Raw genomic sequence first — 20232 nt, forward strand, 5'->3', positions numbered from 1 at the left:
GCGCCTTCGAACGGACTCGTTCGAAAGCGCGATGGTATCAGTGCCGGTATACTGGCCTGACGCCCCCTCAGCCCGCTGCCTTGCGCTCCGCCAGCACCGCCGGCCCGGTCTCGCCGAGGTCCCAGAACAAACCAGCCATCAGCCCCAGGGCCTCGCGGGTCGGGGCCCCCAAGAGGTGCTCGTCCGGCGCGTGTTGCGAGCAGGCCGGGTAGGAATGCGGCACCCAGAGCGTCGGCAGGCCGAGGATCTCCGAGAAGGCGTCGTTCGGCAGCGAGCCGCCGAGATTGGGCAGCAGCGCCGGGCGCTTGCCCGTGCTGGCCTCGATCGAGGACAAAGCGAAAGGAACCCACGGATCCTCGACCGGCAGGCGGGTGGCGCGAAAGACCTCGCCGCGGGTCGCCCGCACCTCGACCATGGGTAAGCCGTGCGCGTCGAGATGCCGGCGGATCGCCGGGAGCAGGCCTTCCCAATCGGTGCCGACGACGAAGCGCAGCTGCAGGGTCGCCTTGGCGTTGGGCGGCACCGCGTTCTGCGGCCCGTCCGGATCGCCGCACTTGAAGGCCAGGACTTCGAGGGTGTTCCAGCCGAAGACCCGCTCGGCCGGGGTCAGGCCCGGCTCGCCCCAGCCCTCGTCGATCGCCGGCGCGTTCGGATCGCCCCCGACCGTGATGTCGGCGAGCGCCGCCCGCACACCCGCGGGGATCGGCGGCGGGCGAAGCGCGTCGAGGAGGATCTTGCCCTGCCCGTCGACCAGGGTCGCGATGGCGTTCGCCAGCACGGTGCCGGGATTGCGCAGGAGCCCGCCCCAGTTGCCCGAATGGTGGCCGCCGTCGCGCAAGTCCACCACCAGCTCGAAGGTGGTGCCGCCGCGCGACCCCAGGAACATGGTCGGCCGCGCCGCCTCGATCCGCGGCCCGTCGGAGGCGATGAGGAGGTCGGCGGAGAGCGCCTCGGCCTCTTCGCGGCAGACCTCGCGCAGGCCCGGCGAGCCGGCCTCCTCGCCCATCTCGATCAAGAGCTTGACGTTGAAGCCGAGCCGGCCTCCGCGGGCCTGCATCACCGCCTCGAGGGCGCCGAGGTTGATCAGGTGCTGGCCCTTGTTGTCGGCGGTGCCGCGCCCGTACCAGCGCTCGCCCTCGACCGTGACCTGGAGCGGGTGCAGGCCGGCGCGCCACTGCTCGGGGTAGTTCCGCACCGTGTCGCCGTGGCCGTAGGTGAGCACGGTCGGCAGGTCGTCGCCCTCGTGCCGGGTGGCGATCAGGAACGGCCCGCGCCCAGGGACCGGGTTGTCGAGGAGGCGGGTCTGGAAGCCGAGGCGCGACACCAGGGGGGCGACGAACCGGGTGAGGTAGGCGGCAAGCGCCGGTCCCTGGTCCGGAGCCTGGCTCTCGGTCGGCAGGGCGACCGCCTCGCGGAGCACGGCGAGGAAGCCGCCGTCGTCGTAGTGCCGGTGGGCCAGCCCGATGGCGTCGCGTCGCGACATGGAGGAGCTCTCTTCTTCACGCGTGCGGTGGGGGAGGGCGACAGGGGAGGGGAGGTCAGTGGCGCCCTTCCGGGGCGGTGATGTCGCGCACCCCGTCCCCCAGCAGGTTGATGCCGAGGACCAGGATCAGGAGCGCCACGCCCGGGATGGTGATGACCCAGGGCTGGAAGACCATGTACTGCTTGCCCTCGGCGATCATCAGCCCCCAGGACGGCAGCGGCGGCTGCACGCCGAGGCCGAGGAAGGACAGGGCGGCTTCGAGCAGGATCGCGTGCGCCATTTCCAGGGTCGCGACGACGATCAGCGCGTTGAGGATGTTGGGCAGGATCTCCTGGGCGAGGATCCGCACCGGGCCAAAGCCCGCGGCCTTGGCGGCAGAGACGAAGTCCTGGGACCGCACCTGCCGGGTCGCGGCGCGCGTCACCACCGCGAAGCGGTCCCAGAGCAGGAATCCCAGCACCAGCACCACGACCTTCAGCGAGCCGCCGACCAGCGAGGCCATGGCGAGCGCCACCAGCACCACCGGCATCGCGAGGCGCGTGGTGACGACGTAGCTCACCACCGCGTCGACCCGCCCGCCATAATAGCCGGCCAGCACCCCGAGCGTGGTGCCGATCACCCCCGAGATCAGGGCGGCGGAGAGGCCGATCAGCAGCGAGATCTGGCTGCCGTAGATCAGGCGGCTCAGGTAGTCGCGCCCGAGCTTGTCGGTGCCGAGAAGGTGCTCGACGCTGCCCTTGGCGTGCCAGAAAGGCGGGATCAGCCGGCGCGACACGTCCTGGGCGTAGGGGTCGTGCGGGGCGATGAGCGGGGCTGCGAGCGCCATCAGCACGACGAATCCGACGAGGCCGGCCCCGATCAGGAAGCCGCCATGGGACAGGCCGCGCCGGAGCGCGATCACCGCCGGCGAGCGCGCCGGGGGCAGGACGATCTCGGCGGGAGGCGCTGCGAGGGGGGAGGCGGGCCGGGTCGTCATGAGCGCAGCCTCGGATCCAGGAGGGCATTGAGGAGGTCGGCGGCCAGCGTCAGGGCGATGTAGATCATCGCCAGCACCAGCACGATCGCCTGGACCACGGGAAAGTCGTTGCGGGCGATCGATTCCCAGGCGAGCTGGCCGAGACCCTGGAGCGAGAACACCGCCTCGATCACGATCGAGCCGCCGAGCATGAACCCGAACTGCACCGCGGCGAGCGCGATCACCGGGATCACGGCGTTGCGCAACGCGTGGCGGATCAGGATCTTGCGCGGCGGCAGACCCTTGGCGCGGGCGGTGCGGACATAGTCCGAGGACAGGACCTCCAGCATGCCGTTGCGGGTGAGGCGCATCACCGCCGGCATGGCGTAGTAGCCGAGCGCCACGGCCGGCAGGATGAAGTGCTTCCAGGTCGCGTTGCCGGAGACCGGCAGCCAGCGCAGGTTGACGGAGAAGATCAGGATCAGGGTGAGGCCGAACCAGAAGCTCGGCATCGCCTGGCCCAGCACCGAGACGGCGAGCGCCGCCCGGTCGAGCCAGGTGTCGCGGTAGAACGCCGCCAGCACGCCCAGCGGGATCGCGACGAGCAAAGCCACGGCGAGCGCGATGATTCCGAGCGTCAGGGTCACCGGCATGCGGGCGGCGACGAGGTCGGTCACCTGCTCGGGGAAGTAGAACGAGCGGCCGAAATCGAAGTGGAGCGCCCGCCAGGCCCAGGTGCCGAACTGGACCACCAGCGGCTGGTCGAGCCCGTGCTGCGCACGGACCGCCGCGATCTGCTCGCCCGTCGCCTCCGGGCCGGCGATCGCGGTGGCGAGGTCGCCCGAGAGGTGCAGGAGCAGGAAGCTCGCCACCGAGACGGTGAGCGCGACGGCGATGGCGACGAGGATGCGCCGCAGCGCGAAGCCCAGCATGGCGCCCCCTCCTACTTCTTCCAGGACGCGGCGTAGAAGCGCGGCACCTCGTCGGTCTGCGCGGTGAAGGTCAGGTCCGCGCTGAAGGCGTAGTTCGACGGATAGGAGAACATCGGCAGCGCGTAGGCCTGGGCCCCGATGCGCTTGAGCGCCTCGGCGTACTTGGCCTTGCGGATCGCCGGATCGGTGCTGGTGTCGCCGGCCTGGAGGTCGGCGATCACGGTCGGATCGCGGGCCAGGTCCTCCTCGCCGCCGCGGAAATAGATCCCGGTGAAGGCCGAGACGTCGTTGATCGAGAACGAGCCCCAGGTCTGGTAGCCGATCGAGGTCTTGCCGGCCCGGAGCGCGTCGCGGAAGGCGGCGTAGCGCAGGTAGTTGAGCCTGGCGCGGATGCCGACGGCGCGCAGGTAGCCGATGACCGCCTCGGCGTAATCGCGCTCGCGATAGGCCGAGAGATCGATGTCGAAGCCGTTGGGGTAGCCGGCCTCCTTGAGGAGCGTCCGCGCCTTGGCCGGGTCGTAGGCGTAAGTGGGCACGCCCTCCTCGGTGCAGCCGAACTGCTCGATGAAGCATAGCGCGTTCATCACCCGGGCGCCGCCGCGTGCCAGGTTGTCGACCATCGCCTTGCGGTCGATGGCGTGGGCGATCGCCTGGCGCACCCGCACGTCCTTGATGGGCGAGTTCTCCATGGCGCGGCCCTGCACGTCGAATTGCAGGTAGCCGACCCGCATCGTCTCGGCCGACACGACGGTGAGGGTGGGATCGCTCTTCAGCTGCTCGGCCTGGTCGGTCGGCACGCGCCAGATCCAGTCGACGCCGCCGGTCATCAGTTCGGCCATGCGGCTGTCGGCGTCCGGGATGATGCGAAACTCGAGCTTGCCGATCTTCGCCCTGCCGATCGGGCTGCCCGGCCAGTACTTGTCGTTGCGCACCATCTTCACGCTCCGGCCGCTCTCGACCGAGACGATGCGGTAGGGACCGGTGCCGACCGGCGCCTTGCTGAAGCCGTCGAGGCCGGTCTTCTTGAAGTAGGCGGCGGGCAGGATCGGGGTCGGGCCCGAGAGGTATTCGAGGGCGGCCGGGAACGGCGCCTTGAGGTGGATCCGCACGCTGTGCGGCCCGGTCACCTCGGTCGACTTCATCCAGTCGACATTGCCCTTGGTGACGATCTTCGCCTCGGGCGTCAGCACGTAGTTGAAGGTGAAGGCGACGTCCTCGGGCGTCAGGGGATCGCCGTTGTGGAAGGTCACGCCGTCGCGGATCGTGAGATCGAGCGTCACCGGGTCGACCCAGGTCCAGGCGGTGGCGAGCATCGGCTGGTGCTGGCCGGTCGCCGGATCGCGGTAGAGGAGAGTGTCCCAGACGTTGCGGGCGAGGATCACCCCTTCGCGCAGGTTGTTGTGGTAGGGGCTCAGGTTCTCCGGCTCGCTGTCGGAGGCGTAGACCAGGGTGTCGTTGGCCTTGGCCGCCAGAGCCGGGCCCGCGATGCCGGCGAGGAGGAGTCCCGCGACCAGCGCCCCCGCCTTGCGCATCCGGCTCGCCGGAATCCTGCCCGCTTCGATCCGTGTCGGCATCCGTATCGGCATGTCGGCTCCGCCTCGTCGTGGGCAGCGCGGGCGCTCGGACCCGTCATGGTGCACTGCCGCAAAAAACACCATGCCAGGATGTTGCGCAGATTCGATCGCAGCAAGTCGAATTTATCGATAGGTTCGTTGCCGAAACGGCAAGGCATGCGCCGAACGAGGCGGGACGGGGGATGCAGACCACGGCGTTGCGCTACTTCCTGGCGGTCGCCCGCGAGGGCACGATCGCGGCGGCCTCGAACCGGCTCAACGTCGCGCCGTCCGCGATCAGCCGGCAGATCGCCAACCTGGAGGCCGAGCTCGCCTGCCTGCTGTTCGAGCGCCGGCCACGCGGCATGGTGCTGAGCCAGGCGGGCGAGCTGCTCGCCCGCCACGCCCATCAGGTGCTGGCGAGCGCCGAGCAGGTCGTCACCGAGATCCAGGAGCTGGAGGGCCTGTGGCGCGGTCTCGTGCGCGTCGCCTGTACCGAGGCCTTCGCCATCGATCTCGTGCCGGAGGCGATGGCCGCGTTCCACACCCGCCATCCGGGCATCCGCTTCGAGCTGAGCGTGCTGCCGCCGGGCCAGGTCACCCACCGGGTGGTCCAGGGCGACGCCGATCTCGGGCTCACCTTCAGCCTGGAGCCCTCTACCGAGACCACGGTCGCCTATCGCGGCAGCCTCGACATGGTGGCCCTGTGCACCCCCGACCATCCGCTCGCCGGGCGCGGGCTGATCGGGCTCTGCGATCTCGCGCAATACCCGGTCGCGCTCCTGCCGCGGGACACCACCCTGCGCACGATCCTCGATGCCGCCTGCGCGGCGGAGGGCATCGCGATCGAGCCGGCGCTCACCTCCAACACCGTCTCGTCCGTCCTGCCCTTCCTGCGCCGCACCCGGGGCCTGACCCTGCTGTCCTCGGTCGCGCTCCAGGGCCAGGTCGAGCGCGGCGAGTTCCGGGTGCTGCCGATCCGGTCCCGCCGCAGCCTCGCCCGGGGCATCGAGATCCAGACCATGCGCGACCGGCGCCTGCCGCGCGCGGTGCAGGCCTTCCTGGCCGCCTTGGTGGCGGCGCTGCCGCCGGCGCGGAGTTGACGGTCGGGCTTTGCCTGATGACACTGACCGGACGAATCGGTGGGCCTCAGACGATCGAAGGATTTCGCCAGCCTTGCATCCTGCTCGTCTCGATGAGATCTCCGCCGGCGAACGTGGCTCGTCCGACGCCGTGATGTCGACACCATGATATGGTCGCCATGACGTCGATCGCCGGGCTGCCCGAATTCCTGCTCTATCTCGGTGCGGCCGCAGGCCTGACCGGCCTCTACCTGACCGTCTACACCCTCGCCACGGCGCATAACGAGGTGGCGCTGATCCGCCGGGACGTGACGGCCGCGTCGGTCGCGCTCGGTGGCAGCCTGATCGGCTTCACCCTGCCGCTGGCGGTGGCGATCTACAACGCCGGCTCCGTGCTCGACTGCCTGGTCTGGGGCCTCGTCGCCCTGGTGGTGCAGATCGCGGTCTACTGGCTGGTCCGCCTCGTCCTGCCGGACCTGTCGCGGCGGATCGAGGACGACCGGATGGCGGCGGCCTGCCTGCTCGGGGCCGCCTCCGTTGCCGGCGGCGTCCTGAATGCCGCCTCGATGACCTATTGAGACGACATGAGAGAGCCTGCCTCTCCCCCGGACACGGCCCGCCGCATGAAGCGCTCGGCCACCCTCTCCCTGGTGCTCGTCGCCGGAGCCGGGGCCGGGGCGTTCGCGCTCGCCCGCCTCGATGCCTCGCAGCGGGACGAGGACGTGCTGGTCTATCGCACGCTCGACGCCTGCATCGCCGACCGGGTGCGCAGCGCCCAGGCCTGCACCGATGCCGAGGCCGCCGCCCGCGCCGCCTACGCCGCGAGCGCGCCGCGCTACGAGACCCTGGCCGATTGCGAGCGCCACCACGGCCGCGGCGGCTGCGTGCCCGGCGCGATGGTGACGCCGGCCGCGCAAGGTCGCACCCTGCCGGTGATGGCCGCCTTCATGATGGGCCGGACGGACGAGCAGGACCTGCCGGTCCAGCCGCTCTACGCCCACGCCCCGGAGGAGGAGCAGCCGCACGCCGCCCATGGCGGCGGGACGGCCGGCGGCTTCTGCACCGGATCGGGCGGCCGGGTCGTCTACGCGGGCGGCGGCTCGCGGGCCCATGTCCCCGCCACGGTCGCCCGCGGCACGACCTCGACCCCGCGCATCATCGCCCGCGGCGGCTTCGGCGGGACCGGGCGGGCTGTCGCGGCGGCGGGGAGCGGGCACGGGTCCGGGGGCGGCTGATGCGCCGCATCGCGACGCCCGAGCGGCCCGACTGGCGCGAGCACGCCGCCCGCGCCGGCTTCCAGTTCCACTCCTTCGACGGGGCGCCCTACTGGGACGAGAGCGCCCGTTACGCCTTCAGCCTCGCGGAGATCGAGCAGGACATCGAGGAGCCGAGCCGCGAGCTGCACGCGCTCTGCCTCGCCTTCGTCGCGCGCGCTGTCGCGGATGAGAGGATCCTCGCCTCCCTGAGGATCCCCGAGCACGCCTGGGACGCGATCCGGGCGAGCTGGCGCCGGCGCGACCCTTCCCTCTACGGCCGCCTCGACCTCAGCTACGGCGGGGCCGGAACCGGGCCGGCGAAGCTCCTCGAAGTCAACGCCGACACGCCGACCGCCCTCTACGAGTGCGCGGTGTTCCAGTGGCTGTGGCTCGAGGACGGGCTCGCCCGCGGCCGCCTGCCGGCGGGCTCCGACCAGTTCAACGCCGTGCACGAGCGGCTGGTCGCGCGCCTCGCGGCGGTCGGCGGCGCCTTGCGCGTCCCCGGCATCGCCTTTGCGAGCTTTGCCGACGCGCCGGAGGACCGCGGCACCGTCGCCTACCTGCAGGATTGCGCCCTCCAGGCCGGCCTCGCCGCGCCCTTCCTGCCGGTCGAGGCGATCGGGCGCAATTCCGACGGGTGGTTCGTGGACGAGGCCGGGCGCCCGATCGAGGCTCTGTTCAAGCTCTACCCGTGGGAATGGATGTGGTCCGATCCGTTCGGCCGGGCGGTCGGTGCCTCGCCCACCCGCTTCCTCGAACCGCCCTGGAAGGCGGTTCTCTCCAACAAGGGGATGCTGGCCCATCTCTGGGCGATGGCGCCGGGCCATCCGAACCTGCTGCCGGCCTTCTTCGAGGAGGACCCGGCCAAGGCCGCCCTCGGCGACAGCTTCGTCAGGAAGCCGCTCTACGCCCGGGAGGGCGCCAACGTGCTGATCGTGCGCGACGGTGCGGTGGCGGCACGGGTCGAGGGGCCTTACGGGACCGAGGGCTTCGTCCGCCAGGGCCTCGCGGCGCTGCCCCGCTTCGACGGGCGCCACGCCCTCGTCGGCAGCTGGATCGTCGGGGACGAGCCCGCCGGCCTGTGCCTGCGCGAGGGCGACGGGCCCATCACCACGGACCGGGCCCGCTTCGTGCCGCACGTCATCGATCCGTGACCGGGCCCGGCGAGGCGAACCCGCAGCACCCGCCGCCCTCCCGGACCGGGCACAACTCCCCGCAGGACGGCACCCCCGGCAGGCGCTGGCGCAGGCAGCAGGTGCGCCGCCGCCGGCCGCACAGGGCCTGGGCCAGCGGAGTGCGGGCGCAAGGGGCCCCGCCGCACCAGCCGAGGCAGGCCGCGACCTCGGGGCAGGCCTGCGTCTCGGTCTCGCCGAGCTGGCGGGCGACGTAGTCGAGGATCACCGCGGCGTTGCCCCAGATCACCCGGGGGGCGATGCCGCATTGCGCCCGGCACAGCTCGACGAAGGGCCGCAGATGGTCCTCGACGAGGCCGGTGAGGCCGATGCACGTCTTGTCCGACGCCGTGGGCCGCACCAGGAAGCGGGCCGGGCGGCCGGCCGCGTCGAGCTCGAGGCTCGTCGTCGCGAAGGCCAGCGGCAGCGGCCGCCCGAGGCGCACCAGAGCCGTCATCACCGGCGTGGCGAGCGGCGCGAGGTAGAACTGGCTCCAGTACGAGACCAGGGCCCGCCGGTCGACCGTGCCGGGATCGGCGCCGAGCCCGGCTGCGAAGGCCGCCAGCGTGGCGTCGAACACCGTGGGATCGCGCAAGGCGACGAGGGGCGTCGCCGCCGCCCCGCCGGTCTCGGCCGCCACGCCGTCGCGATAGGTCCCGAGCGAGGCCGGCACGTGGGACGCGACATCGGGAATCATCGCGGGGATCCCCGTCCCCCCGCCCGGTCGTCCCGCAACGTCCGGGCGATCTCGAGCGCGAGCCAGGCGAGCGCCGCGGCATAGGGCAGCATCGCGGCGGCGAAGTAGCCCGGCCAGCCGGCCCAGCCGGCAAGTGCCGGGGCGGCGACGCGCAGCGGCATCGCCGCGAAGAAGGCGGCGCCGAACAGCAGCGCGTAGTCGGTGGCTGGCCGCGGCCCTTGAGCCCAGCGATAGATCATGTTGAACACCGGCACCCCGAGGAAGCCGCCGAAGACGAAGTTCAGGACCGTGGCGGCCACCCCCAGCCCCTCGGAGCGAAACAGGCAGGCCGCCGCCATCAGGCCGCCGGCGCAGAGCACCCCGATCCCGCCGAGGCCGATCAGCCGCAGCGTGCCGAACCGGGCCGCGAGGCCGCCGGCCATCAGTGCCATCACCAGGTTGACCGCCGGCAGGACGGTGCCGGTGAGGAAGCCGACCCGGCCCAGCGGCACGCCGAGATCGAGCAGCGCCAGGGTGTTGGGTCCGGCCAGCAGGTAGGCCGCAGCGAAATAGGCGCCGAGCGCCGCGATGCGGCCGGCCAGCTGGCGCAGGCGCGCGAACGAGCCAGTCCAGCGCTCCGGCACGCCGCCGGCCCCCTGCAGCCGCGCCTCCGGATAGGCGAGGATCGGCAAAAGGCAGAGCGCGTCGAGCCCGGCGCAGGCGAGGAGCGCCGCCGGCCAGCCGAGCGTGTCGTAGGAGCCGACCAGCACGCCGACGCCCAGGATGCCCCCGAGCGAGGCGCCGCAGAGCTTGGCCGAGGCGACGAAGGCCCGCCGCTCCGCCGGCACCGTCTCGACCACCAGGGCCTCCAGCGCGATGTCCATGGTGGCGATGCAGGCGCAGGTGGCGATGGCGAGCCCCAGCAGCGCCGGCAGCGGCCAGTGCTCCCCGAGGCTCAAGGTCGCCAGCAGCGCGACCGCGGCGCCTTGCGCCGCGACGATCCAGCCGAGGCGGCGGCCGAGGAACGGCAGGCGCACCCGGTCGAGCAGGAACGCCCACAGGAAGGTCAGCCCGACCGGCAGGTTGATGAGCTGCAACAGCCCGACCTCGGCGAGATCGAGGCCCCGCGCCCGCAGGATCAGCGGCGCCCCGCCGGACAGGAAGCCGAGCGTCGCCCCGAAGGTCACGTAGAGACAGAAGAACGGGAGGAGCGGGCGCAACCCGGCGAGGACGCCGTGGGTCTTGCGGAGCGCGACGGCCTGCGTCACGGCGCATCATCGCCCGGACCGGCCGCGTCGCGCGCCGTGACGCGCGGAGGGTACTTTGGAATCACACTAATTCTTCTTTGTATACAGGGACTTGAGCTTACGGCGAGGGGCCCCGGCCCGCAAGGCCGCCCCCGTGTCGCGCGGGCGGATCCCGTGCCGCGGCCGCGGCCGGAGCAATTGCTTAATGAGTCCCATGCAAGCTGCCGAGAGCGGTCCGTTCCGCGCCGGGAGGGTCGAGCGTCATGGGGCGAGCGTCGTGGCGAGCGTGATGGCAGGCATGATGGGTCAGGCCACGCTGCCGGGCGGGCATTCCCTCGGCCTGCCGGCGACGGACCAGCGCCGGCACCGCCGCGTGCCCGTGGCCCTGCTCGGGCGCTACATGCTCGCCGACCGGCAGGAATATCCGTGCCAGACCGTCGACATGTCCCCCGGCGGGGTGCGCCTCACCTGCGCGGTCGGCGGCGAGGTCGGCGAGCGCATCGTGATCTATCTCGAGCATGTCGGGCGGATCGAGGGGACGATCGCCCGGATCCTGCCGGACGGCGTCGCGGTGGCGATCACCGCCACGGCGCACAAGCGCGACAAGATCGCCTCGCAGCTCACCTGGCTCGCCAACCGGACGGCGCTCGGCCTGCCGGAGGACCGCCGGCACGAGCGCGTGGTGCCGCGCCAGAGCCCCGCCACACTGAGGATCGATGGCGGGCGCGAGATCGCCGCCCGCATCATCGACGTCTCGCTCTCCGGTGCGGCCCTGGCCTGCGAGGTGGAGCTGCCGCTCGAGTCCGCCGTGGTCGTCGGCCGCACGCCCGCCCGGGTGGTGCGCCGGTTCCGGGGCGGCCTCGCGGTCGAGTTCCGGCTGCCGCTGTCGCCGGACCGGTTCGACGAGAACCTGGTGCTGTAGCGCGCGGGGCGCGCCTACAGCGCGCCTTCGCGGATCGAGCCCGGATCGGCGAGGGCGTGGAGCAGGCCCGCCGCGGCATGGGCGAAGCGCAGGGTCACGGCCTTGCGGCGGGCGCCGGCCAGGGGATGATCCGGCGGCTCGCGCAGGATCGCGGCCCCGAAGGCGTCGGCGACGATCAGCCCGGTCTCCTCGGGCAGGATCTCCACCGGCAGGGTCTCCGGCACCGCGAAGTAGAAGCGGTCGCAGAAGTCGCGGTAGTCCGGCCATTTCCGGTCGGCGCGGAAATCGGCGACGCTCGACTTGATCTCGATGATCGTCAGCTTGCCGCAGGCCCCCAGCGCGATGAGGTCGGCGCGCCGGCCGTTGGCCAGGGTGAATTCCGGGATCGTGACGTGCCCGAGCTCGGCGAAGAGGCGCCGCACGCCCCGCTGCACGCTGAGCGCGGTCGGCGATTGGCGGCGGTCGACGGGGAGAGAGAGGGCGAGGGCGGCGGACAAGGCTGTGGACGGATGCTGCTGACGGGTTGCGCGGGACCGAATCGGGAACGTCATCGGACCAGCTTCGACATCCGTTGTCACCTGCGGCCCGTGTCGCAGGCGGCGCACCCCTTGCGCGAGGGGCGCACCCCTTGCGTGGAAGGCGCCCAGCCTCTAGCCAGCGTTCCGGAAAGCCGAACGGAATCAGTAGTTTATTCTGATTCAAAACTGCGCCGGGAAGCCGGCGCCGCTGCCCGAGGAGAACCGGATGAGAGCGTCCAGCGTCCGCGCCTGGGCCTTCGTGCATACCTGGTCGAGCCTGATCTCGACCCTGTTCATGCTGCTCCTGTGCCTCACCGGCCTGCCGCTGATCTTCCACCACGAGATCGACGAGCTTTTCGGGGTCGGCGACGCCCCGGCGGCGATGGCCGGGCAGGCTCCCGCTCCCGCCGACCGGATCGCCACGAACGCGCTGAGCCACCATCCCGGCAAGGTCATCCAGTATATCGGCTGGGACCAGCACGAGCCGCACAAGGTCTTCGTGATCCTCAACGCCGCCGCGGATGCCCCGCCGAACGACGCCACGGTGACGCTCTACGACGCCGTCAGCGCCGGCACGCTCGGGCCGTCGGGCAATGCCTTCATGCAGGTGATGCTGCGGCTGCACGTCGACCTCTATGCCGGGCTCCCCGGCAAGCTCTTCCTCGGGGCGATGGGCCTGCTCCTCGTCGCCGCCATCGTGTCGGGGGTGGTGCTGTACTGGCCGTTCACCCGCCGGCTGGCCTTCGGCACCGTGCGGCCGGAGCGCGCCCGGCGCGTCGCCTGGCTCGACCTGCACAACCTGCTCGGCATCGTCACGGTGGCCTGGCTCACGGTGGTGGGCCTCACCGGCGTCATCAACACCCTGTCCGAGCCGCTGATCGCGGTGTGGAAGGCCGACACGCTGTCGCGGATGATCGCCGGCAGCCAGGCCGACACCAATGCCGGCCCGCCCGCCTCCCTCGACACGGTGGTGGCGCGGGCGAAGGCTGCGGCGCCCGGGATGGTGCCGGGCTTCATCGCCTTCCCGGGCACGCCCTTCGCGACGCCGCGGCATTTCGGCGTCTTCCTGCGCGGCACCGCGCCGCTCACCGCGCGGCTGCTGCAGCCGGTGCTGCTCGATGCCGGGACCGGCGCGGTCGCCGATTCGCGCCCCCTGCCCTGGTACCTGACCGCGCTCCTCGTCTCGCAGCCGCTGCATTTCGGCGATTACGGCGGGCTGCCGATGAAGGTGCTCTGGGCGTCGCTCGACCTCGTCACCATCGTGGTCTTAGGGAGCGGGCTCTATCTCTGGTGGGTGCGCCGCCGCCGTCCGGCGCCGGCCCTGCGGGCGCAGGTGGCGTGATGTCCGGCCGCGTCCCGATGCCCCGCCGCCTCCCGGCCGATTGGCGCGCCGTGTTCGGCGTGCCGCTCCTCGTCGGCCTTGCCACCCTGGTCGGTCTCCTGGCGGCGCTCCTCCACGAGGGTGCCGGCGGGGTCGCGGCCTGGCTCTCTTTGAGCCTGCCGCTCGCCCTGATCGCCTGGCATGTCGGCAAGGCCTATCTCGGCAAGGCCCGGATCGGCAGGGCTCATGCGCCGCGAGACAGGGCGGCGCGACGGACGTAGCGGTTGATCTCACGCGCCCGCTCGCCGATGGTCTGCCCCGCCCGGAGCCGCGCGAGACGGCCGGGCGACGGGAGGGAGACGTGATGGTGGGGCAGCGCGCCGCCGAGGGACGAAAAAGTGGGCGGGCCGGCATGCGCCTGGTCGGCGGCACGGCGCTCGCCCACGGCGATGCGGTGCGGCTCGAGGGTGTCAGCATCGCCTTCACCCTGAAGGGCGGCAAACGCTACGTCGCCGTCGAGGGCATCGATCTCGGGGTCAGCCCTGGCGAGTTCGTGGCGGTGGTCGGGCCGACCGGCTCGGGCAAGTCGACGCTGCTCAACGCCGCCGCCGGCCTGCTGAAGCCCGCCTCAGGGACCGTCACGGTGTTCTCCTCGGCGCTCTCGGGGCTCAACGCCCGCGCCGGCTACCTCTTCCAGGCCGACGCCCTGATGCCGTGGAAGACGGCCCTCGACAACGTCGCGGTGGCGCTGGAGCCGCAGAAGGTCCCGCGCTCGGAAGCCCTGGTGCGGGCCCGCGACTGGCTCGGCAAGGTCGGGCTCTCGGCCTTCGTCGACCGCTATCCCCACATGCTCTCGGGCGGCCAGCGCAAGCGCGTGGCGCTCGCCCAGATGCTGATCCGGGACCCCGAGATCCTGCTGATGGACGAGCCGTTCGGGCCGCTCGACGCGCAGACCCGGCAGATCATGGGCAACCTGCTGCTGGAGCTGTGGGCGGCCAACCGCAAGGCGGTGATGTTCGTCACCCACGACCTCGAGGAGGCGATCGCGCTCGCCGACCGGGTGGTGGTGCTCTCGGCCGGGCCCGCCGCTGGAATCGTCGGCCAGTTCACGGTCGACCTCGCCCGACCGCGCGACATCAGCGAGATCCGCCTCGAGCCGCACTTCCACGCCCTCTACAAGGAGATCTGGTCGTGCCTGCGGGTCGAGGTCTCCCGTGCCTATGCGGGCGGCCCGGCGTGACCCCTTCGGAGAGAGTAACCCCGTGAACCGCCTCGGCCTCCTCGCCCTTCAGATCCTCGTCGGCCTCGTCGTCCTGGCGATCTGGCACGTGCTCACCGTCTATCCGATCCTCGGGGCGCCCAAGCAGATCCAGTTCTTCTTCTCGACCCCGGTCGAGGTGCTGAAGCGGACCTGGACCGAGATGACGAACCCGGAGATCTGGGGCCATCTCTGGATCACCCTGCAGGAGACGGTGCTGGCCTTCCTCACCGGCGCGCTCGGCGGCATCGCCTTCGGGTTCCTGTTCGCCCGCAACGCGCTCCTCGCCGCGGTGTTCGACCCCTACATCAAGGCGGCGAACGCCCTGCCCCGGGTGGTGCTGGCGCCGATCTTCGCGCTGTGGTTCGGACTCGGCATCTGGTCGAAGGTGGCGCTCGGCTTCACGCTGGTGTTCTTCATCGTGTTCTTCAACGTCTACCAGGGCGTGCGCGAGGTGAGCCCGGTGGTGCTGAACAACGCCCGGATGCTCGGGATGAGCGAGCGCGGCCTGCTCCGCCACGTCTACTGGCCCTCGGCGCTGACCTGGATGTTCTCCTCGCTCCACACCGCAGTCGGCTTCGCCCTGGTGGGCGCCGTGGTGGGCGAGTATCTCGGCTCCTCGGCCGGGCTCGGCTACAAGATCCACGAGGCCGAGAGCGTCTTCGACGTCACCGGGGTCTTCGCCGGCATGCTGATCCTGACCGTGTTCGTCATCGTGATCGACACGGTCGTCACCCTGATCGAGAACCGCCTCCTGGTCTGGCGCCCGCAAGCCGGCGGCCAGGGGTGAGAAACCAGAACAACGGGAGGACAACACCCATGCAACGCCGCAGCTTCCTCGCCGGCGCCGCCGCCCTGGCGCTGACCCCGGCCGCGCCGGCCCGGGCCGACACCGTGAAGGTCCGCATCGGCGTCGGCGGCAAGCCGCTCCTCTACTACCTGCCGCTGACGATCGCCGAGCGGAAGGGCTTCTTCAAGGAGGAGGGCGTCGAGGCCGAGATCAACGATTTCGGCGGCGGCGCGCGCTCGCTCCAGGCGCTGATCGGCGGCTCGGTCGACGTCGTGACGGGAGCCTACGAGCACACGATCCGGATGCAGGCCAAGGGCCAGGATGTCCGCGCGGTGTGCGAGCTCGGCCGCTTTCCCGCCATCGTGATCGGGGTGCGCAAGGACCTCGCCGGCACGGTGAAGTCCGCCGCCGACCTCAAGGGCCGCAAGATCGGCGTGACGGCGCCGGGCTCCTCCACGGCGCTGACCGCCCAGTACGCGATGATCAAGGCCGGGCTGAAGGCCACCGACGCGGCCCTGATCGGGGTCGGGGGCGGGGCGGGCGCCATCGCGGCGATGAAGAAGGGCGAGATCGACGCCATCTCGCACCTCGATCCGGTGATCGCCAAGCTCGAGGCCGACGGCGACATCGCGGTGATGATCGACACCCGCACCGAAGCCGGCACCCGGGCGCTTTTCGGCGGGCCGAACCCGGCGGCCGTGGTCTACACCAAGCAGGACTGGATCGAGCACCACGCCGCCGCGACCCAGAAGGTCGTCAACGCCTTCGCGAAGGCCCTGAAGTGGATCACCGCCGCCTCGCCCGAGGAGATCGCCGACACGGTGCCGCCGGCCTACCATTTCGGCGACAAGCCGCTCTACGTGCAGGCGGTGAAGAACTCGCTCGAGAGCTATTCCCGCACCGGCATCCCGACGCAGGAGGGCATGGCGAGCGTGCTGGAGCTGGTCCGCACCCTCGATCCCGACTTGCAGGGCGCCAAGGTCGACCTCGCGACGACGGTCGAGGACCGGTTCATCAGGAAGGCGATGGGCTGACCCGGCTCACGCCCACCCGACCCGGGCCGCGGCGCGCAGCCCGGGCACCGTCGCGCCGGCACCCGACGGTGCATGGGCGCCCGATGTCATCAGGCGGCCCTTGCCGGCGGCCTTGGCGCGGTAGAGCGCGGCATCGGCCTCGGCGAGGAGCGCGTCCGGGGTCATCCCCGGGGTCGCCCAGCCGATCCCGATTCTGAGGCCGACGCCGATCCCGAGGTCGTAGGGCGCCTTCACGACATCGATCAGCCGGGCCGCCACGATCGCCGCCTCGTGGGTCCGGTCGCCGCTGGCCAGGACCACGAACTCGTCGCCGCCGAGCCGGGCCGCCCGCCACTCCGCGGGAATCGCGGCGGAGATCCGGCCGGCGACCTGCACCAGCAGGGTGTCGCCGGCGGCGTGGCCGAGGCAGTCGTTGACCGCCTTGAAGCCGTCGAGATCGAGGTAGAGCAGCGCGACGCCGCCGACGCCGACGCCGCCGACGCCGCCCTGCAGCCGGTCGGCGAGGTCATCCATCAGGCCGGTGCGGTTGCGCAGGCCGGTCAGGGCGTCGTGGGTGGCCCGGCGCTGGTTCTCCTGCTTGGCGAGCAGAACCTCGACATAGGTGCGGTTGAGCCGCACGGTGGTGACGCGCATGGCGACCACGAACAGCAGGCCCTGCACCGCCCCGATCAGGAACCACGGATCGCCGTAATGGAGCGGCAGCATCAGCTTCAGCGGCAGGTCGCACAGCACGATCATCGCGAGGGCGTGGCGCGGCGCCGCGTAGTTGCGGGTCACGATGCCGCTCAGGATGCCCATCATGGTCAGGGGCGCCAGGACCTGCAGCAGCGGATCGCCGCTCGTGAAGCACAGGACGGTGGCGATGCCGACGAGGGCCGCCCAGGCGAGGCTGCTGGCGAGCAAAAGGTCGGTCGGCGCCGGGCGTCCGGCCGCGATGGCGCGACGGCTGCGGGCGACGAGGACCAGGCGGAGGGCGAGCAGGCCCGCATCCGCCGCCAGCAGCCACAGGAAGGCCGGCGCCGGGTGGCGGATCACGGCCGCCACCTCGATGATCAGCATCGCGACAGCACCGATCACCAGCGAGGCCGCGGAGGACATCAGCGTCGTGAGCAGGCGGATCCGCAGGTTATCCGGCAGGTCGAGGCTCGGATCGACGAGCCAGCGCAGGAGCGCGGCGCGCGGGAGCAGATAGGTCGGCGTCGCGTCGGGCATGGACCGAATTCCGGAGACGGCCCCGTTCAGGGCCGCGCCGACCAAGTCTGCCGACGTGACTTAATATTTGATGAGGTTTCCGTACGGACCATGTTAGCTCGACCGAGTGCTCGGGTGAGCGGACACCTTTCCTTGATTGCGGTTACCGCCCCGTCAGGTGCGCCGCAGCCAGTCGATCAGGCCTGCCCCCGGCGCCAGCCAGACGAAGGCCCAGACGAAGGCCGACGACAGGTTGGCGAGCTGGAACCAGAGCCGCGGCAGCAGCGCCACGCCGGCGATGAGCGGCACCACCGCCCGGGCCGGGCCGATGAAGCGGCCGACGAAGATCGCCCAGGCGCCCCAGCGCTGGCAGAAGGTCTCTCCCTTCTGCACCATCTCGGGGTAGCGGCTGAGCGGCCAGAGCCTTTTGGCGCCGTCCTTGTAGTAGCGGCCGATCTCGTAGGAGACCCAGTCGCCGATGATCGCCCCGACCGCGGCCCCGACCATCACTGGCAGGAACGGGATCGCACCCGAGCCGATCAGGGCGCCGATCCCGATCAGGATCACGGTCGCCGGCACCAGCAGCGAGAGCACCGCGAGCGACTCGCAGAAGGCGATGATCCCGGTGATCACCGGCGCCCAGGCCTGGTGCTCGCGCAGGACATCGAGGACCGTGGTGCGTAAGCTCTCGAAATCCATGGAGCCTTGACCGTGGGTTGGGGGGATGGCGGGACAAGTCGGAGAGGCGGGCGGGCGTTCCCCTTCCTTACGCGAGATGGGTGAGCGCTGCGTGACGTCACGTCCCGCGCGGTTTCACGGCGCGGGGCGGTTGCCAGGAGCGTCCGGTTCCGGGAATCGTGCGGGCGGGCCCCCCGGCCGGGGGGCCGGTCGCACCTTGCGCGGGGTCTCGTGTCGCGATGAACGTCCTGTCGATCCAGTCCCACGTCGCCTACGGCCATGTCGGCAACGCCTCGGCGGTCTTCCCGATGCAGCGGCTCGGGGTCGAGGTCTGGGCGGTGCACACGGTGCAGTTTTCCAACCACACGGGCTACGGCGCTTGGCGCGGCCGGGTGTTCGACGGGCCGGCGATCGAGGAGCTGGTCGAGGGCATCGCCGAGCGCGGGGTGCTCGCCACCTGCGACGGGGTCCTGTCGGGCTATATGGGCTCGGCCGATATCGGCACCGCGATCCTGCGGGCGGTGGCGCGGGTGCGGGAGGCCAACCCGGCGGCGCTCTATTGCTGCGACCCGGTGATCGGCGATATCGGCCGCGGGGTGTTCGTGCGCCCCGGCATCCCGGAATTCATGCGCGACCACGCGGTGCCGGCGGCCGACATCATCACCCCGAACCAGTTCGAGCTCGACTACCTGAGCGGGATCGAGACCCGGACGCTGGCCGATGCCAAGGCCGCCGTGGCCGCCGTGCAGGCGAGCGGGCCGCAGGTGGTGCTGGTGACCTCGCTCCACACCGAGGAGACGCCCGACGACAGCATCGACATGCTGGCCGGCGCGAACGGCCAGTTCTGGCGCCTGCGCACCCCGCGGCTGTCGCTCGACGTCAACGGCGCGGGCGATGCCACCGCGGCCCTGTTCCTGGTGCATTACGCCCGCAGCCGCTCGGCCGGCGAGGCCCTGGGCGCTGCCGCCGCCTCGATCTACGGCCTCCTGCGCCGCACCGCGGAGGCCGGCGCCCGGGAGATCCTGACCGTGGCGGCCCAGGAGGAGTTCGTGGCGCCGAGCCGCACCTTCCCGGTCGAGGCGGTGTGACGGTTCACGCTTCCAGGGCGAGGAGCGCGAAGCTCGCCAGCCAGTGCTCGCCCATGTAGTCGTCGGCGAGATGCGGGAGGGCCGCGTCGAGATGCGCCTCGGCCGCCTCCCGCAGCACCGGAACGCGGGTGTCGCCGGCCGGCAGCGCACCGGCGAGCGCCCGCAGGCACCAGGCGCGGCTGAGGTTGAGCCCGTCGAGATGGGCGATCTTGCCGTCGCTGCGGTCGGTGACGGTCGCCGGCCGAAAAAGGGTCGCAGGGTGGCGCTCGGCGAGGCGCGGCAGGAAGCGGTCGAACCAGGGCGAGAACGCGTCCGCCGGCATCAGGCGGCGCAGGCACTCGGCCTCGATCAGCGCGGAGGACAGGAAGTCGTCGCCGCTCGGCTCGCCCCAGGCCGGGCAATCGGCATCCGCGCCGTACCAGCGCGCGGCGGTGGCGCGCAGCAGGTCCGTCAGGGCCGCATCCCCTGCTCCTTGCGCGTAATCCGCCGCCATGCGCAGGCCGAAGGCGGTGTTGAAGTGGGTGCCGACCCGCACCGGATAGGGCGAGAGCGGCAGGAACTCGCGGAAACGCTGGGCGAAGATCTCGGCCATCGGCGCCAGCGCCCGCGACCATCGCGGCTCGGGCAGCTGCCGCAGCTCGTCGGCGAGCTTGAGGGCCCAGGCCCAGCCATAGGGCCGCTTGAAGCCCCGCGCCGTCGGGGCGTCGAGATAGGCGCATTCGCCCGCGACCTTCTCAACGGTCAGCTGCCGGTCGAACAGTGCGGCGATCGCTGGCGCCTGCGGACCCTCGGGGAAGCGGCGCAGCACGCGGGCGAGCAGCCAGTAGCCATGGACGCAGGAATGCCAGTCGAAGCTGCCGTAGAATACCGGGTGGAGGGCGGCCGGCGTGCGGGCGTCCTCCGGGCCGGCCAGCGTGTGGTCCGGCTTGTTCGGATATTCCCGGGTGACGTGGCCCAGGGTGAGGGCGGCGAAGCGGGCGGCGGTCTTTGGCGTCAGGGTGTGGGGCAAGGGGCTGCGCTCCGTCGGATCACGCCGCTCGCCTACACCATTCACCGGCATCGTTGCAGCGTCGGCT

General features: G+C 71.7%; 21 protein-coding genes. 11 read left to right on the forward strand and 10 right to left on the reverse strand.

Annotation, left to right across the window (positions count from 1 at the left end; genetic code table 11):
• Window positions 1-67: 67 nt before the first annotated feature.
• The 4 genes from DA075_RS16780 to DA075_RS16795 are packed head-to-tail and all read right to left on the reverse strand — an operon-like array spanning window position 68 to window position 4902.
• Window positions 68-1483 (reverse strand): M20 family metallopeptidase, encoded by a 1416-nt coding sequence (locus DA075_RS16780; protein ID WP_099954205.1) that lies wholly within the window; start codon window positions 1481-1483, stop codon window positions 68-70.
• 55 nt (window positions 1484-1538) lie between these two features.
• Complete coding sequence (locus DA075_RS16785) at window positions 1539-2459, reverse strand: ABC transporter permease (RefSeq protein WP_099954206.1); 921 nt, start codon at window positions 2457-2459, stop codon at window positions 1539-1541.
• A complete protein-coding gene (locus DA075_RS16790) occupies window positions 2456-3370 on the reverse strand; it encodes an ABC transporter permease (protein ID WP_099954207.1) in 915 nt (304 codons plus the stop codon). Before DA075_RS16790 ends, DA075_RS16785 begins: the two co-directional genes overlap by 4 nt.
• An 11-nt stretch (window positions 3371-3381) precedes the next feature.
• Window positions 3382-4902: an ABC transporter substrate-binding protein gene (locus DA075_RS16795; RefSeq protein WP_099954208.1), complete on the reverse strand. Its 1521-nt coding sequence runs from the start codon at window positions 4900-4902 to the stop codon at window positions 3382-3384.
• 224 nt (window positions 4903-5126) lie between these two features.
• On the opposite strand from DA075_RS16795, the gene DA075_RS16800 reads away from it, so the two are divergent.
• The 4 genes from DA075_RS16800 (at window position 5127) to DA075_RS16815 (ending at window position 8415) form a co-directional block, all read left to right on the forward strand.
• Window positions 5127-6026 (forward strand): LysR family transcriptional regulator, encoded by a 900-nt coding sequence (locus DA075_RS16800; RefSeq protein ID WP_099954209.1) that lies wholly within the window; start codon window positions 5127-5129, stop codon window positions 6024-6026.
• A 158-nt stretch (window positions 6027-6184) separates the two neighbouring features.
• A complete protein-coding gene (locus DA075_RS16805; RefSeq protein WP_099956639.1) occupies window positions 6185-6583 on the forward strand; it encodes a DUF350 domain-containing protein in 399 nt (132 codons plus the stop codon).
• A 45-nt stretch (window positions 6584-6628) separates the two neighbouring features.
• Window positions 6629-7240, forward strand: coding sequence for a DUF1190 domain-containing protein (locus DA075_RS16810; protein WP_338067977.1), 612 nt, complete (start codon window positions 6629-6631; stop codon window positions 7238-7240).
• Window positions 7240-8415, forward strand: coding sequence for a glutathionylspermidine synthase family protein (locus tag DA075_RS16815; protein WP_099954211.1), 1176 nt, complete (start codon window positions 7240-7242; stop codon window positions 8413-8415). Before DA075_RS16810 ends, DA075_RS16815 begins: the two co-directional genes overlap by 1 nt.
• On the opposite strand, the gene fhuF is transcribed toward DA075_RS16815, so the two are convergent.
• Entirely contained in the window at window positions 8402-9130 is a 729-nt protein-coding gene (gene fhuF, locus DA075_RS16820; protein WP_099954212.1) for a siderophore-iron reductase FhuF, read from the reverse strand. The two genes, DA075_RS16815 and fhuF, sit on opposite strands and share 14 nt — an antisense overlap.
• Window positions 9127-10377: an MFS transporter gene (locus DA075_RS16825; protein ID WP_099954213.1), complete on the reverse strand. Its 1251-nt coding sequence runs from the start codon at window positions 10375-10377 to the stop codon at window positions 9127-9129. Before DA075_RS16825 ends, fhuF begins: the two co-directional genes overlap by 4 nt.
• A 277-nt stretch (window positions 10378-10654) precedes the next feature.
• Here DA075_RS16825 and DA075_RS16830 point away from each other — a divergent pair, with 277 nt between their 5' ends.
• Window positions 10655-11278, forward strand: a complete 624-nt coding sequence (locus DA075_RS16830; RefSeq protein ID WP_099954214.1) for a PilZ domain-containing protein — start codon at window positions 10655-10657, stop codon at window positions 11276-11278.
• 14 nt (window positions 11279-11292) lie between these two features.
• On the opposite strand, the gene DA075_RS16835 is transcribed toward DA075_RS16830, so the two are convergent.
• Entirely contained in the window at window positions 11293-11775 is a 483-nt protein-coding gene (locus DA075_RS16835) for an MmcB family DNA repair protein (protein ID WP_232388000.1), read from the reverse strand.
• A gap of 247 nt (window positions 11776-12022) precedes the next feature.
• Between DA075_RS16835 and DA075_RS16840 the strand changes: the two genes are divergently transcribed.
• From DA075_RS16840 to DA075_RS16860, 5 genes are all read left to right on the forward strand, one after another.
• Entirely contained in the window at window positions 12023-13138 is a 1116-nt protein-coding gene (locus tag DA075_RS16840; RefSeq protein ID WP_099954216.1) for a PepSY-associated TM helix domain-containing protein, read from the forward strand.
• Window positions 13138-13398, forward strand: coding sequence for a hypothetical protein (locus DA075_RS16845; RefSeq protein WP_244936162.1), 261 nt, complete (start codon window positions 13138-13140; stop codon window positions 13396-13398). The genes DA075_RS16840 and DA075_RS16845 overlap by 1 nt, the downstream gene beginning before the upstream one ends.
• Window positions 13399-13529: 131 nt before the next feature.
• Entirely contained in the window at window positions 13530-14357 is an 828-nt protein-coding gene (locus DA075_RS16850) for an ABC transporter ATP-binding protein (RefSeq protein ID WP_232388576.1), read from the forward strand.
• A gap of 22 nt (window positions 14358-14379) precedes the next feature.
• Entirely contained in the window at window positions 14380-15165 is a 786-nt protein-coding gene (locus DA075_RS16855; protein ID WP_099954218.1) for an ABC transporter permease, read from the forward strand.
• A 29-nt stretch (window positions 15166-15194) separates the two neighbouring features.
• Entirely contained in the window at window positions 15195-16199 is a 1005-nt protein-coding gene (locus DA075_RS16860) for an ABC transporter substrate-binding protein (protein ID WP_099954219.1), read from the forward strand.
• A 6-nt stretch (window positions 16200-16205) separates the two neighbouring features.
• Here the strand turns inward: DA075_RS16860 and DA075_RS16865 are convergent, their stop codons facing one another.
• Together DA075_RS16865 and DA075_RS16870 are read right to left on the reverse strand one after the other, a co-directional pair.
• Window positions 16206-17411 carry a GGDEF domain-containing protein gene (locus DA075_RS16865; RefSeq protein ID WP_099954220.1) on the reverse strand — a complete coding sequence of 402 codons (1206 nt, stop codon included), beginning with the start codon at window positions 17409-17411 and terminating at the stop codon, window positions 16206-16208.
• Between the two features lie 153 nt (window positions 17412-17564).
• The gene (locus DA075_RS16870; RefSeq protein ID WP_099954221.1) at window positions 17565-18089 is read right to left on the reverse strand and encodes a DedA family protein; all 525 of its coding nucleotides are present in this window, start codon (window positions 18087-18089) and stop codon (window positions 17565-17567) included.
• 218 nt (window positions 18090-18307) lie between these two features.
• Here DA075_RS16870 and pdxY point away from each other — a divergent pair, with 218 nt between their 5' ends.
• The gene (gene pdxY, locus DA075_RS16875) at window positions 18308-19156 is read left to right on the forward strand and encodes a pyridoxal kinase PdxY (RefSeq protein ID WP_099954222.1); all 849 of its coding nucleotides are present in this window, start codon (window positions 18308-18310) and stop codon (window positions 19154-19156) included.
• 4 nt (window positions 19157-19160) lie between these two features.
• Here pdxY and DA075_RS16880 read toward each other — a convergent pair whose 3' ends face one another.
• On the reverse strand, window positions 19161-20165 hold the full coding sequence (locus tag DA075_RS16880) for a DUF2891 domain-containing protein (RefSeq protein WP_244936164.1): 1005 nt from the start codon (window positions 20163-20165) through the stop codon (window positions 19161-19163).
• Between the last annotated feature and the right edge of the window lie 67 nt (window positions 20166-20232).

The sequence above is a fragment of the Methylobacterium currus genome (assembly GCF_003058325.1).
GTDB lineage: Bacteria > Pseudomonadota > Alphaproteobacteria > Rhizobiales > Beijerinckiaceae > Methylobacterium > Methylobacterium currus.